This is a genomic window from Verrucosispora sp. WMMA2044 (assembly GCF_027497155.1).
In the GTDB taxonomy this organism is placed as follows: Bacteria; Actinomycetota; Actinomycetes; order Mycobacteriales; family Micromonosporaceae; genus Micromonospora; species Micromonospora palythoicola.
Window position 1 is genome coordinate 5,547,927 of sequence record NZ_CP114913.1, and the last position, 13,435, is coordinate 5,561,361.

A 13,435-nucleotide genomic window follows, 5' to 3' on the forward strand; every position below is an offset into this window, starting at 1 on the left:
ACGCTCAGGTCAGCTCGCCCGCGCGTAGCCGGGCGAGCCAGGCCGCGGCGTCGGTGTAGTCCGCGTCGGAAGGACCTGCCGGCGCGGCCACCGGCCGCTCCCTGGTCGACCCGTCCCAGCGGTGTCGGGGATACGAGCCGAGGAAGCGTACGTCGGCGCAGACCCGGCGCAGCCCCTGCAACGCCTCGCCCATCCGCACGTCCGCGACGTGACCGGTGCAGTCGAGGAAGAACACGTATCGGCCGAGCGCCTCCCCCGTGGGCCGGGACTCGATCCGGGTCAGGTTGACGCCCCGGACCGCCAGTTCCATCAGCACGGACAGCAGCGCGCCCACCCGGTCGTGCGCGATGTAGACGGCGAGCGACGTCACGTCGTCGCCGGTGGGCGGTGGAGGCGGCCCGGGCCTCGACACCAGCGCGAAGCGGGTCACCGCGTCCGGATGATCAGCGATCTTGTCAGCCAGGACGGCGAGCCGGTGTCGGGTCGCGCCGATCGGCGCGCAGATGGCCGCGTCGAAATCACCGTTGGCCGCGCCGGCTGCCGCCGCACCGTTGGACAGCACGTCCACCACGACCGCGTCCGGCAGGTGCGTACGCAGCCAACCTCGGCACTGGGTGGACGCCTGCGGATGGGCGGCGACGCTGCGCACCGACGGCAGCGGGGTTCCCGCGCGTGCCCCGAGCACGAACTCCACCGGCAGGATCACTTCCCGGGTGATGACCAGCGGCTCTCCCTCGGCCAACTCGTCGAGGGTGACCCCGACCGCGCCGCCGATCGAGTTCTCCAGGGGCACCAGAGCCGCATCGGCCTCGGCGGCGCGGACCGCCTCCAGCGCCTCACCGACGCTGCGGGCCGACGTGCGGCTGCCCCGCTCGGCGGCCGGCACGGTACGCAGCGCCTGCTCGGCGAAGGTGCCCTCGGGGCCGAGGTAGACGAAACGGGTCGGCGGCGTTCCCGGCATGTGCTCAGCCTACGCACCCGGAGTCGGCGACGAACCCGACGGCGTGGGTGACGGGGTCGACGGCGTCGGCGACGGCGGGGGGACCGGCACCGGAACGCCGCCGCCGTCGCTGCCACAGGCCAGCGTCTGGATACCGGGCGGACTGGCGACCCGTACCTCGGCCGTGCACACGTCGGTGCCGGCGGTCACCAGGCGCAGGGTTCCGGCTCGGTCCCGGGTGACCACCTGGAGCGGTTCGTAGCCGGCCACGTCGAGGGTGGTCAGGTGCCAGTCGGCGGCACACAACGGACCGTTGCCGACGCTGACCCGGGCGCTGCCGGGCAGCAGCCCACGCCGACCTCGCACCAACTCGATGATCCGCTTCGCGGACGGTTCCCCGGTGCAGGCCACCGCGACCAGCCCGGGGTCGGTCGAGGGGGTGGTCGGCACGGCACCGGGGAGTACGCCGAACGACGGGGTGGCGGGGCTGGTCGGGCTGCTCAGTGTCCGGGTCGGCACCCGGGTCGGCAGGCCGCCGCTGTCGCGTACCTCCGGGGGCGCGCCGCATCCGACGGTCAGCAGTGCGGCCAGCATGGTGACACCGACCAGTCGGCGGTGCCGCGGGCGGGGGCGGAGAGCCACGTCGGCAGCGGACCGGAAGCCGGTGGTCGGCCGGCCGGGGACGGCGTGGAACGGCGAGGTGGGCGGCACGGGGGTGGTCCTCATGACGGGAGACACGACAGTGGCGGGAGCCGAGCCCATGGTAGGAGGAAGTCAGACCTCGGAGAAGAACGTGAGGGAGCCGGCCACCGCGCCGTCGGCGACCACGGGGGTGGAGATCGCGTCCACCGTGGCGTCCGGTACGTCCTCCGTCGCCGCCTCGATCCGGAGCAGACCACGGGCCAGCCGGCCGGAGGTGAGCGCCAGCAACGGCGGAATCTTGTCGATCTCGGGCTCGGCCAACTCGCCCCGGTAGGCGGTGAAGTCGAGCAGTCGCAGCCCGCCGTCGAGCAGCGGCAGACCGATCACGTCCTCCGGTGCGCCCAGTTGGAGCAGCTCACAACCGGCGGCGGAGACGGCCAGCACCCGGGTCTCGGCGTCGATCAGCAGGCAGGGCTCGTGGGCACTGGAGACCGTGGCCGACCAGCGGCTGATGTTGTCGCACCCAGGCTCTGTCGGTGTCCCCCCGGAGGGCGCGAACACTTCCGAGAGCGAGAGTTCGACGTGGGCCACCGAGCCTCCTATGCACACCGACGATCCGTCCACGCTAGCCGGTCGCGGCAGCGACCGCCGACCGCGTTGGAAGTACGGTTGCGTCGGTGTTGATCAGTGCCCGGTCGGCGACGGCGCGGGCCGGCGGAAGCTGGGCCGCCCCGGCCGCGTGGCGTCGCCGCTGACGTTACCGGCGGCCGGCCGGCTTGTCAGCGGCCATTCGGCCGTCCTCGTACCACCGGTAGTCGGCCGCGGGTGGGTAGCCACCGTTTCCCCAGGTCCCGGGGTGCTGCGCGACCCGGGACAGCTTCTCGGCGGTGGCCGGGCTGATCCGGTTCCCGCCGGCCACCAGCAGTCGGTCGAGTTCCCGGTGGGTCGCCATCAGGCAGTCCTTGGGCAGGCCGTAGACGCTGATGACCCCGGATCCCACGAAGGTGAGCACCGGGGTCACCGGGATCGGATGACCGACGGCCTCGCTCAGCGCCTTGCTCGCCCGTCGGGCGTCGCGACGGGCCTCGGCCACGTACGGCGGGCGCTTGCCGTTGATCTGCACCACGTCGCCGGCGACCAGAACGCGGGCGCGGCCGTGGTCGGCGATGGTGACGGCGAAGAGCCCACTCGGGCCGATGGCCAGGAACCCGGCCCGGTTGTCCGCGGGGTCGTCGAGCAGGACGTCGGCCGCGTCGGTGCGGGGCCAGTCGATGACGTGCCAGGCCGGCCCGAGGTGGTCGAGCTGACCGAGTGCGCGGGCGCCGGCCGCCTCCAGCCGTCGCGCGCCGCGCTCCGCCCGGCGGCGGCGGGCCCACTCCAACGGAGACGGACGAGGAGTCGCGACCACCCCGGGAGACTCGACCCGGGGGTGCGGTACCGCCACTGGCGGCAGCGCCCTGGCGGACGGTACGGCTCGACGTGCGGGGAAGACAGTCATCGCGACCTCCGGCAAAAGGTCCCTCGAAGTTACGTTCTCACTACCCTACGTTGCCAGTCCCGGTGGTCGGCAAGCCGGAGCGCCGGAATGACTGTGGATGAATGCCATATTCACCCACGGTTGTTTTACCGGATACCGCCAAACCCTGCCCTACGCTGCGGGGGTGAGCCACTACGTGGACAGTGAGGTCGGCCGGCTCGGCACCGTCCTGTTGCACCGGCCGGGGCCGGAACTCGCCCGACTCACCCCGCGCAACAACGACTCGCTGCTCTTCGACGCTATCCCGTGGGTGGGCCGGGCGCAGGAGGAGCACGACGCCTTCGCGGGGGCCCTGCGGGAACGCGGCGTCGAGGTGCTCTACCTGACCGACCTGCTCACCGAGACGCTGGCCGTGCCGGATGCCCGGAACGAGCTGACCGCCGAGGTGCTCGACTCGCCCCGGCTCGGCGACGCCCTGCGCGCCCGGGTCGCCGCGCACCTGGCGTACCTCGATCCGGCCGCGCTGGCCGGCGTCCTCGTGGCCGGACTGGCCCACGAGGAGTTGCGGGTAGGCCGGGACCGTCGAGGTGGCCTCGTCTACACCCTGATGGACCGACACGACTTCATCATCGACCCGCTGCCCAACCTGCTGTTCACCCGTGACTCGTCACTGTGGATCGGTGACCGGGTCGGCGTGACGAGTCTGGCGATGCCCGCCCGGCGGCGGGAGACCACGCTCACCGATGCCATCTACCGCCACCATCCCCGGTTCGCCGGCACCGAGTTCGTCTACCGGCCGGGCCTGGAGCCCCTGGAAGGCGGTGACGTGCTGCTGCTGGCACCCGGGGTGCTGGCCGTCGGTGTCGGTGAGCGGACGACTCCCGCCGGTGCCGAACGCCTCGCGCGGCGAGTCTTCGCGGCCGGACTGGCGCACACCATCCTCGTCGTACCGATCGCCCAGGAACGGGCCACCATGCACCTGGACACGATCTGCACGATGGTCGACACCGACGCGGTGCTGATGTACCCGAACGTGGCCAGCACTCTGTCGGCGTACACCGTCATCGCCGGCGCTGACGGCGAGGACCCGCGGGTGGACGGACCGTCGCCGTTCCTGCGGGCCGCCGCCGATGCGATGGACCTGGACCGGCTACGGGTGATCGACACCGGGCTCGACCCGGTGACCGCCGAACGGGAGCAGTGGGACGACGGCAACAACACCCTGGCACTCGCGCCCCGACTCTGCGTCGGTTACGAGCGCAACGTCGAGACCAACGCCCAGTTGGAGCGGGCCGGCATCGAACTCATTCCGATCGCCGGCTCGGAGCTGGGCTCGGGGCGTGGTGGCCCCCGTTGCATGTCCTGCCCGATGCTGCGGGAGCGCAGCCCGGTCCGGTCCGGATGACCGGCGGGTGGCTCAGCGCAGGGTGAGTTGGCGGCCGAGCAGCCCCTGCCGGGACCGGCGGGCGTCGGCGTCGAGCGGGCCGGTCTCGGACAGGGCGTCGGCGTACCGCTTGGCGAAGTCGGCGACCGGCTGCTCCCAGTCACCCGCCGGAGTGTCCTCGGGCAGGTCCCAGACCGGCACGAGTCGCCCGTGGGCCCGGAACATGCCGGCGAACCGGGTCGCCTCGCCGAGGGTCAGCGAGCCGGCCGCGCCGAGCCGGGCCAGTGCGTCCAGGGCGGCCTCCTCGGCCTCCGGCAGCACCCAGCGGACGTGGGCCTTCTCCGACACCCGGCACCAGTACGCGGCGCGTGCGGCGGCCAGTCGCTGCGTCGGATAGATCGCCGCGTTGGCCCGCTCCAGGGAGGCGCGCACGGTCGGATCCTCGGCGGCTTCGGGAGCCAGCCAGAACTCGAAGCCCTCGTGCAGGCTGATCTCCAACGGGCCGTCGACCAGGATGTCCTGCAACCGGGGACCCGGGCCGGGCAGCGGTGGCACCGCGACCTGCGCGCCCGGGGCGGTACGCAGTGCGCAGAGCAGCGACTCGGCCAGGTCGCGAGAGACGTCACCGGACTGGAGATGACGTTGAAGCCCGATGAAGATGTGACCGTCGTCCCGGCTCATCGCGGGAGCGGCCATCGGCAGCACGGTGGCCAGGGTGACCGGCCGGTCGCCGTGCTCGTCGACGAGTGCCGGGATCAGCCGCAGTGGCGCGGAGGCGGCCGGCACCAGCTCCCGCAGGGCGATCCACTCGGGCTCGTCGACCAGCCCCTCGAAGGGCCGGGGAACGAAGACGTCCCGGATCCGTTCCCGCTTGCCGGCTGTGGCCGCCCGCTGGTTCTTTCGACGCTTGCTCACGGCGACACAGCCTAGAGCCCTCCGGCGGCCGGTGGGGGCCGGACCCGCCTCCGCGCCGCGACAGCGGGTCGACCTACCGGTTCAGCCGGTCGTCACCAGCGCCGGCCGGTCGCCGACCGGATCGAAGTCGGCCCAGACGCTCTGGCCGAGCCCGTCGCGTTCCACGCCCCAGCTGGTCGCCAGACCGGAGACGATGTGCAGGCCGCGCCCGTCGGCCGCGTCCGGGTCGGGTGGGCGGACACGTGGGCCGCTCGCGGCCCCGCCATCCGTGACCCGCAGTCGCAGTTGCGGTCCCTCGGGCGGGTAGCGCAGCCGCCAGGCGACCCGGACCACGCCGCCCGGCAGCGGGTCGGCATGCCGGACCGCGTTGCCGACCAGCTCGGCCAGGACCGCCACCAGGTCCGCGAGCATCGCCGGGGAGACGGTTCCGGCCAGCTCGGCGGCGAGCCGGTGCCGGGCGATCCGCGCCCCACTGGGATGGTGCGGCACCACCACGCACCACGCCCGTTCGACAGCTGTCGTCGCCACCTCTGCCCCTCTTTCGCCCCGTGACCCCCACTGTCACCTGCGGGGCAGCCGCACCTCTGCGACCGTACCCCCACCACTTCTCGGACGAAGGAATACCCAGCCATTCTGTTGTTCAACGATCCGGCGGACCAGATAGAGGCCGAGACCGGTGCCGGGATAGCGACGCCGGTCGCCGGAGTCGCCCTGCCAGAACCGGTCGAAGGCCCGTTCCACGTGCTCCGGGCGTACGCCGATGCCCCGGTCGGCGACCCGGAAACAGACGGTCTGGCCGTCGGCACCGGCGGCGACGTCGATCGGGGAGTCGGGTGGGGAGTACTTGCCGGCGTTGGTGACGAGTTCGGTGAGCACGGTGGCCAGGCTCTGCCGATGCCCGATCGCCCTGGGCAGCTCGGCCGGCACCTCCAGGGTGGTCCGCCGACGCAGATCCGTGGGCAGGTCGTCGATCGCGATCCGCAGCGTCTCGGTCAGGTCGAAGGGGGCCGGCGGTCCGTCGCCCGGCCACGCCTCGGCCGCGGACGAGAGCAGCCGGTCCAGCAGCCGGGCCAGCTCGTTGGCCCGCTGGCCGATGACCCGGGCCGCCTGCCGCCGGTCGGTCTCGCTGAGCGACTCCCAGTGGTCGGTGAGGGTGTCCGCGTAGCCCTTGATGACGGTGACCGGGGTACGCAGTTCGTGGCTGGTGACCGCGACGAAGAGATCCCGTTCGTGGTCGTGCCGCTGCTGGTCGGTGATGTCCCGGAAGGTGACCACCCGCAGGGCACCGGGGCCCGGCAGCTCACCGGAGGTGATCCGCAACCAGCGTCCGCCCGGCAGTCGATGATCAAGAACCTGCCCCGACGGCGGCAGCGGGAAGGGTAGCGGTTGGTTGATCGCCTCTGCGGTGGACCGGCCGGTCACCTGCGCGGCGGCCGGATTCCAGAGTCGTACGTGGGCGTCCCGGTCGACCACGGCCAGGCCGTCGGCGAGCGCCGCGACCACCGGTCCGTCGCCGTGCACGGGCAGGCCGCTCTGGTCGCCGTACATGTGGGCGATGCAGGAGCCGAGGTATCCGACCACGCCGCGTTCCTCGGCCGTGGGTTCCTCGTCGCCGGCGAGGTAGAGGGCGTGCAGGCTGCCGACGGTGTGGCCACCGATCTCGGCCCGGGAGACGACCATCCGCCGCAGGCCGCGCTCGGCCAGTTCGCTGGCGAGCGCGTTGGCGAACCGGTCGGTCCGTACGCACTGCACCCGGGGACCGGCGAGCAGGCAGATGGTGGCCGGGTCGTTGGCGGGCAGCGGCCGGCCGACGGTCCACTCGGCGGCACCGGTGGCGGCGATCACCCGGCCGCCGCTGGGCGCCAACTCCACGAACGCCATCCCGGCGGCCCCGAGCGCCGGCTGGGCCACCCGGAGCAGCTGGGTCAGCACCGGCAGACCCGCGTCACCGGAGTTGATCATCTCGATGACGGCGGTGTGCCCGGCGATCAGAGCCGAGTAGTCGGTGCGGTCCGGCATGACCCGAGTGTGCCTGCCGACCGCGCTTGCGGGCACCCCCGGCCCGGCTGCGATTACCGACGCAGCCGGGCGAGAGTCTGCGCCGGACGGTCGGTGATCACGCCGTCCACCCCGGCTGCCAGTACCAGGTCGAGGTCGGCCGGTTCGTTGACGGTCCACACGTAGACCTGGTTGCCGGCTTGCCGCAGCGCCGGCACCAGGGCCGGGCGGGCGCGGACCAGCGCGATCCCCGGTCCGGCGATGCCGGCACCGAAGGGCAGCCGACCCATGGGCAACCACCGGGGGAGCACTTCCAGCAGGAGCACGGTCGGTAGCGCCGGGGCCAGCGTCCGGATCCGGCGCACCGCCAGCGGGGAGAAGGACATCACGGCGACCCGTACGGGTGCGTCCGGACGCGGCTCGGCCAGCCCGTACCGGTGCAGCAGGGTGACCAGCCGCCGCTCCACGTTGCCGCCGTAGCGGGACGGATGTTTGGTCTCCACGAGCAGCCGGACCGGCCGGCCGGCGGCCAGCACCGCCTCCAGCAGCCGTTCGAGGGTGAGCAGCCGGGTGTGTGAGTCGTCGAGCACCTCGTCGCCGTTGGCCGGAACACCCCCGGGATGCCAGGAACCGAAGTCCAACTGCTCCAACTCGGCGAGCGTACGGGCGCTGACCAGACCGCGGCCGTTGCTGGTCCGGTCCAGCCGCCGGTCGTGTACGCAGACGAGGTGCCCGTCCCGGGTCAACCGGACGTCACACTCCAGCCCGTCGGCGCCCTCGTCGAGGGCGCGTAGATAGGCGGCGAGGGTGTGCTCCGGCAGGTCGTACGAGGCGCCACGGTGGGCGAAGACGAGGGGTCCGGCCACGGTTGGCGCCCTACAGGACCCGGCCCGGCTGCCCGTCGGAGCCGACCACCGGCCGACCGGCCGCCGCCCAGTCGCCCATCCCGCCGGCGACGTTGCTCACCTGTTCCCAGCCGTTGCGCAGCAGATACGCCACGACCTGAGCAGATCGACCGCCGGAGCGGCAGATGACGGCCACGTCGCGGTCCGTCGGCACCTCGGCCAGGCGGGCGGGGAGCTCCATCATCGGCAGGTGGTGGGCGCCGGGAGCGTGACCGGCGGCCCACTCGTCGTCCTCCCGGACGTCGAGCAGGTACGTCTGATCGCTGATCTCGGGAACGGTCACGGTGGGTATCTGAGGTCCGAACACGGGTACCAAGCCTAGAACCTCGCCGCGCGGCTGCCCCCGCGACCGCACGGCGAGCACCGCCCGCGCCCGGTCGGTGTCGGTCAGAGCCGGGTCACCCAGCGCGGATGGGCGCCGGCCCACTCCGACATCCGGCTGCCGCGTACCGCCGCGAACAGCCCGTCACCCTCGTCGTCGAGCCGGACGTAGGACACCTGGTCGATCATCTGAGGGTAGGACGGGACCTGTACGCCCCGTAGCCCGTCGGTGGCCAGGCCGTGCAGGGCCAGCAACAGGTCCTCCACCGGGACACCGTTGGTGTCCACGGTCAGCGAGCCGCCGACGGCCCCGATCAGCCGGTGCAGCCGTACCGGGTCGGTGCGGAGCCGGGTCTCGCCGGCCTGTTCCAGCATCGCCCCCAGCAACTGCTGCTGATGGGTCTGCCGGTCGTAGTCGCCGCCCGGCAGGTCGTAGCGCTGGCGCACGTAGTCCAACGCCTGCGCGCCGTCCATCCGCTGGCAGCCCGGCCGGAAGACCCGGTCGGTGTGGATCGACCGCACCTCGCTGCGTACGCACATCTCGACCCCGCCGAGCAGGTCGATCACGTTTCGCAGGCCGGCGAAGTCGACGAGTGCGGCCCCGTCGAAGCGGATGCCGGTGAGTCGGGCCAGGGTGGCCGAGAGCAGGTGCGCACCGGGCTGGCCGCCGCCGCCGTACTCGTACGCCGTGTTGATCTTGTCTTCGCCGCCGGGGTAGCCGCCGCCCGGTGGAATGGCCACCAGCAGGTCGCGCGGCACGGAGACCAGGTAGCCCTCGCGTAGCCCGGGCGGCACGTGCACGATCAGGATGGTGTCGGTGCGCTGTTCGGAGTCGGCGTCACCGGGACGCCGGTCCGAACCGACGAGCAGGTAGTTGAGCGGGCCGTCCAGGTCGGTGCGGTCGGCGCGGGCGCTCGGGTCGAGCAGCTCCGCCCGGGTCATCGTGGCTTCGTACCGGTCGGTGAGCACCCGCAGCCCGACCACGGCGAGCGTGGCCAGGAGCAGCACGCTCAGCCCGATGCCGAGTAGCACGCGGGGCCATCGCGGTCGTCGGGCCTGCGCGCCCGGCGACCGCTTTCCGCTCGTACGCCCCGTCCTGGCCGTGACGTCCCTCCCGCAAGGCCTGACATGAGTCCTTCTCACATCAGGTTACGGAGTCATCACCGGGAGTGTCGGCGGTTCGGCCATCGCGAGCCGGCCGGTCACTTCCGCGAGGAGATCACCTCGGGGTTGTAGAACACGAACTCGGCGAGCTTGTCCTTGCGAACCGCCTGGAACATGTCCAGGGTCTGCTCGCTCAGCGCCTCGGTGCCGTTGCCCTTGGCGTTGTACGTGCCGCCGTTGGTCTTCAGCATGATCAACTCGTTGCCGGTCACCCCACGCATGGTGAACACGAAGTCCTCCACCGGCACACCACCGGTGTCCAGGATGAACGCCTTGCCGGCCGCCTTGATCAGCTGGTTCAGCTTGACCGGGTTGGTCAGGCTGCCGTTCTGGGTGGCCTTCTTCGCCATCGCCTTGATCAGCTGCTGCTGGTTCTGCTGCCGGTCGTAGTCGCTGTTCTTGAGGCCGTACCGCTGGCGGGAGAAGTCCAGGGCCGCCCAGCCCTCCATCTCCTGGCAGCCCTTCTTGTGCACCACCGGGGTGCGGGGCTTGCCGGTCTTCTTGGCGTCCGCGTTCCACATCGGCTCGCCGTCGACGTACGACATGTGGATCGAGGTGACCTCCTGCTTCGGGCAGATGCGCACCGAGCCGAGGGAGTCGATCACCTTCTTGAAGCCGCCGAAGTTGATGATGGCGGCACCGTCGAAGCTGACCCCGGTCATGCCCTTGATGGTCTGCGCCATCAACTGGGCACCGCCCTCCCAGCCGCCGCCGTTCTGGGCACCGGCCTGGAACGCGCCGTTGATCTTACCGACGCCGCCCGGGTAACCGGTCTTCTCGAACGCCGGGATCCGCGCCTCGGTGTCCCGGGGGATCGAGATCAGGTACGCCTGGTCGTGGGTGGCCGGGATGTGCAGCACGATGATGCTGTCCGCGCGTACGTCGTCGGCCGCCCAGCGCTCCCGGGCGTCGACCCCCAGCAGCAGCATGTCGATGGGGCCCTTGAGGTCGGCCCCACCCTCCGCGGAGGTCTTGCCGGCCTCGCCGAGCAGGTTGCGCTGGGAGATGCTGCCGGTGGCCTGACTGATCACCGCCTTGCTGCCGACGATCGCCACACCGCTCGTCATCATCAGCGCGGCACCGAAGACCACGGTGAGTCGGGCCCAGAGGGGATCCTTGCGCCGGGTGCGCTTCTTGCCGGATTTGCCGGGCCCGTCGTTGCGGGTGGGCGGGGCGGCGGACGCGCGCGGCGGCTCAAGCAGGGAGGGGCTGTGAACCGGCATGCGTGCTCCAGCTCGTGTACGCAGAAGGGGGCGGGAACACTTTACGTTCGCATTCCGGTGCTGGCGAGTTCACGTGGTGTCCAGTTCACGTTCTTTACCACGTCATCCTGCCGAAATGGCCGATCGTCCACAGCAAAGTAGACGATCGGCCGTTCCTGGCGTACCGGTCGTGGTCAGCCGTTGCCGGTGGTCGACTGCTTGTTGGCCCGCATCCAGTCGGCCATCGTGTCCCCGGCCATCGCCCGGTACATCGTCAGCGCCTTCTCCCGGTCGGAGACGACCACCGACTCACCGTTGATGGTCTGGCTGCCCAGGTGCGGACTGGTGACGAAGGTCAGGTTCTCGCCGCGCAGATTGCGGAACTGCACCGCCATGTCGGTGAGCGAGAAGCCCTGGTCGACGGTGACCGCTTCGGTGACCGACTGGAGGAAGGCGTTGAGCTTCTTCGGGTTGGTGAGCGTGCCCGTGCTCGCCGCCTTGTCCATCAGCGCCCGGAGGAAATCCTGCTGGTGGCGCATCCGGGCGAAGTCGCCGTCCGGGAACTGCTTGCGTTGACGGATCCAGTCCAGGGCCTCGGCGCCGTTCATGTGGTTGGTGCCCTTGGTGAACTTCCGGTACGGCTTGTGGATCGAGGTGACGGTCCGCTCCACCTCCAGGTCCACCCCGCCGAGGGCGTCGGTGACTTGCTTGAACCCGGCGAAGTCGATGGCCATCACGTGATCGATGTGCACGTCGGTGAAGCACTCGACCGTGCGTACCGCCAGGGGTAGACCACCGAACGCGAACGCAGCGTTGATCTTGCGTCGTTGACCCGTCTCACATCCGGCACCGGCGCTCTCCGGGATCGGCACGTACAGGTCCCGGGGGATGGAGACGAGGTACGCCTGCTTGTGGTCGGCGGGGATGTGCATGACGATGATCGTGTCGGCCCGCCACTCACCGGCCCGGTCCATCGGCGCGTCCGGATCCCGCGAGTCGGTGCCCACCATCAGGATGTTGAGCGCACCGTTCACCGCCTTGGCCGGCCGGTCGCCGGTGATCTCCGAGAACGGGTCGGTGCGGGCCATGTTGTTGTCCAGGCTGCGGGCGTAGAACCAGGCACCCGCGCCGCCGATCAGGGCCAGCACGAGCACGGCGACGCCGGCCACCAGTGCGATGCGGCGCCAGTGCGGTCGCCGCCGTCGCGGCGACGGACCGCCACCGGGTCCACCCGGACCCAGCGGACCGCGCGGTCCTCCCGGGCCGGCGGGCGGGACCGGCTCGTCGTCGTACGCCGGGTGCCACCGGGTGTCGGCCGGTCCGCCGGCCCGGCCCCCGCGTCCCGGGCCCGGCACTGCCGCCCGGCCGGCGCTGCGGTGCAGGTGAAGGGCCGGCAGGGCGGCGGAAATGGTCGCTGACATGTAACTCAATGTACGCAGCACGAGCCAGTCTCGCCCCTACCGCGGTTTCCGGGGACGACGGCGGTGTCGCCCCTGCCCCGTCCGTGCGACTACCCCAGCCGCTTGCGGAAGTGTTCGATGGTGCGCCGCAGTCCCTCCTCCGGCGCGACGGTCGGCTCGTAGCCGAGCGCTTCCCGGGCGAGGGTGAGATCCGGACGACGCATCTCCGGATCGTCGGCGCTACGCGTGACGAATGTCACCTGAGAGCGGCTGTCGCAGAGCGACACGATCGTCTCGGCCAGCTCCCGCATGCTCATCTCGTGCTCGGTGCCGCAGTTCACCGGCCCGCTCTCGGTCGAGTCCAGCAACAGCAGGATGCCCCGGACCAGGTCGGCGACGTAGCAGATGGAACGGGTCTGGTTGCCGGTGCCGTGCACCGTGATCGGCTCGCCCCGCATCGCCTGCGAGATGAAGGTCGGGATGGCCCGCCCGTCGTCGGGCCGCATCCTCGGCCCGTAGGTGTTGAAGATCCGCACGATCGCGGTGTCCACGCCTCGACTGCGGCGGTACGCCATCGTCGCGGCCTCCGAGAAGCGCTTCGCCTCGTCGTAGACGCTGCGAATGCCGATCGGGTTGACGTTGCCCCAGTACGTCTCCCGCTGCGGGTGTTCCTTCGGGTCGCCGTACGCCTCCGAGGTGGAGGCCAGCAGGAACCGGGCGCCGTCGGCTGCGGCCCGCTCCAGCAGGTGCAGGGTGGCCACCGAGCCGACCCGCAGGATCTCCACCGGCAGCTTCTCGAAGTCCGTCGGGCTGGCCGGCGAGGCCATGTGCAGGATCGCGTCGAACCGCTCCGCCACCGCCGGATGGCTGGGCAACCCGTCGGAGATGTCGGCCTCCACCAGCGTGAAGGTCGGCGTGTCGAGCAGGTGTGCGACGTTCTCCTTGGACCCGGTGACGAAGTTGTCGAGGGCGACGACTGTGCAGCCGCGCTCGATCAGGGAATCCACCAGGTGCGACGGGACGAACCCGGCCCCGCCGGTGACCAGGATGCGGTGACCGGGACCGAAGCGCTGCTCAACCTTCATGA

At 71.5% G+C, this 13,435-nt stretch carries 14 protein-coding genes; 1 reads left to right on the forward strand and 13 read right to left on the reverse strand.

All coding sequences use genetic code 11. The features are described 5' to 3' along the window. Positions 1–4: 4 nt before the first annotated feature. The 4 genes from pheA to O3597_RS25275 all read right to left on the reverse strand — a co-directional run bounded on the left by pheA (position 5) and on the right by O3597_RS25275 (position 3,080). Complete coding sequence (gene pheA / locus O3597_RS25260) at positions 5–961, reverse strand: prephenate dehydratase (RefSeq protein ID WP_281602578.1); 957 nt, start codon at positions 959–961, stop codon at positions 5–7. Positions 962–970: 9 nt separating this feature from the next. After that, on the reverse strand, positions 971–1,666 hold the full coding sequence (locus O3597_RS25265; protein ID WP_281602579.1) for a hypothetical protein: 696 nt from the start codon (positions 1,664–1,666) through the stop codon (positions 971–973). Between the two features lie 48 nt (positions 1,667–1,714). Continuing rightward, positions 1,715–2,173 carry a PAS domain-containing protein gene (locus tag O3597_RS25270; protein ID WP_164448829.1) on the reverse strand — a complete coding sequence of 153 codons (459 nt, stop codon included), beginning with the start codon at positions 2,171–2,173 and terminating at the stop codon, positions 1,715–1,717. Between the two features lie 166 nt (positions 2,174–2,339). Then, on the reverse strand, positions 2,340–3,080 hold the full coding sequence (locus O3597_RS25275) for a hypothetical protein (RefSeq protein WP_164448830.1): 741 nt from the start codon (positions 3,078–3,080) through the stop codon (positions 2,340–2,342). A gap of 163 nt (positions 3,081–3,243) precedes the next feature. On the opposite strand from O3597_RS25275, the gene O3597_RS25280 reads away from it, so the two are divergent. Next, a complete protein-coding gene (locus O3597_RS25280; protein ID WP_164448831.1) occupies positions 3,244–4,464 on the forward strand; it encodes an arginine deiminase in 1,221 nt (406 codons plus the stop codon). A 12-nt stretch (positions 4,465–4,476) separates the two neighbouring features. On the opposite strand, the gene O3597_RS25285 is transcribed toward O3597_RS25280, so the two are convergent. The 9 genes from O3597_RS25285 to O3597_RS25325 all read right to left on the reverse strand — a co-directional run bounded on the left by O3597_RS25285 (position 4,477) and on the right by O3597_RS25325 (position 13,433). After that, entirely contained in the window at positions 4,477–5,358 is an 882-nt protein-coding gene (locus O3597_RS25285) for a DUF5926 family protein (protein WP_281602580.1), read from the reverse strand. An 81-nt stretch (positions 5,359–5,439) separates the two neighbouring features. Next, positions 5,440–5,853, reverse strand: coding sequence for an ATP-binding protein (locus tag O3597_RS25290; RefSeq protein WP_281604633.1), 414 nt, complete (start codon positions 5,851–5,853; stop codon positions 5,440–5,442). A gap of 66 nt (positions 5,854–5,919) precedes the next feature. Then, entirely contained in the window at positions 5,920–7,377 is a 1,458-nt protein-coding gene (locus O3597_RS25295) for an ATP-binding protein (RefSeq protein ID WP_281602581.1), read from the reverse strand. Positions 7,378–7,430: 53 nt separating this feature from the next. After that, positions 7,431–8,222 (reverse strand): glycerophosphodiester phosphodiesterase family protein, encoded by a 792-nt coding sequence (locus O3597_RS25300; protein ID WP_281602582.1) that lies wholly within the window; start codon positions 8,220–8,222, stop codon positions 7,431–7,433. A 10-nt stretch (positions 8,223–8,232) separates the two neighbouring features. After that, positions 8,233–8,568, reverse strand: coding sequence for a rhodanese-like domain-containing protein (locus O3597_RS25305; RefSeq protein WP_164448836.1), 336 nt, complete (start codon positions 8,566–8,568; stop codon positions 8,233–8,235). An 80-nt stretch (positions 8,569–8,648) separates the two neighbouring features. Next, positions 8,649–9,587 (reverse strand): LCP family protein, encoded by a 939-nt coding sequence (locus O3597_RS25310; RefSeq protein ID WP_164448909.1) that lies wholly within the window; start codon positions 9,585–9,587, stop codon positions 8,649–8,651. Between the two features lie 197 nt (positions 9,588–9,784). Beyond that, the gene (locus tag O3597_RS25315; RefSeq protein WP_281602583.1) at positions 9,785–10,969 is read right to left on the reverse strand and encodes an LCP family protein; all 1,185 of its coding nucleotides are present in this window, start codon (positions 10,967–10,969) and stop codon (positions 9,785–9,787) included. Between the two features lie 173 nt (positions 10,970–11,142). Beyond that, positions 11,143–12,369 (reverse strand): LCP family protein, encoded by a 1,227-nt coding sequence (locus O3597_RS25320; RefSeq protein ID WP_281602584.1) that lies wholly within the window; start codon positions 12,367–12,369, stop codon positions 11,143–11,145. Positions 12,370–12,458: 89 nt separating this feature from the next. Then, entirely contained in the window at positions 12,459–13,433 is a 975-nt protein-coding gene (locus O3597_RS25325; RefSeq protein ID WP_164448655.1) for an NAD-dependent epimerase/dehydratase family protein, read from the reverse strand. Positions 13,434–13,435 lie beyond the last annotated feature (2 nt).

Coding starts and splice junctions, on each gene's coding strand:
- O3597_RS25275 (WP_164448830.1), bottom strand. CDS start 3,080: ATGACTGTCTTCCCCGCACGTCGAGCCGTACCGTCCGCCAGGGCGCTG.
- pheA (WP_281602578.1), bottom strand. CDS start 961: ATGCCGGGAACGCCGCCGACCCGTTTCGTCTACCTCGGCCCCGAGGGC.
- O3597_RS25295 (WP_281602581.1), bottom strand. CDS start 7,377: ATGCCGGACCGCACCGACTACTCGGCTCTGATCGCCGGGCACACCGCC.
- O3597_RS25315 (WP_281602583.1), bottom strand. CDS start 10,969: ATGCCGGTTCACAGCCCCTCCCTGCTTGAGCCGCCGCGCGCGTCCGCC.
- O3597_RS25265 (WP_281602579.1), bottom strand. CDS start 1,666: ATGAGGACCACCCCCGTGCCGCCCACCTCGCCGTTCCACGCCGTCCCC.
- O3597_RS25320 (WP_281602584.1), bottom strand. CDS start 12,369: ATGTCAGCGACCATTTCCGCCGCCCTGCCGGCCCTTCACCTGCACCGC.
- O3597_RS25325 (WP_164448655.1), bottom strand. CDS start 13,433: ATGAAGGTTGAGCAGCGCTTCGGTCCCGGTCACCGCATCCTGGTCACC.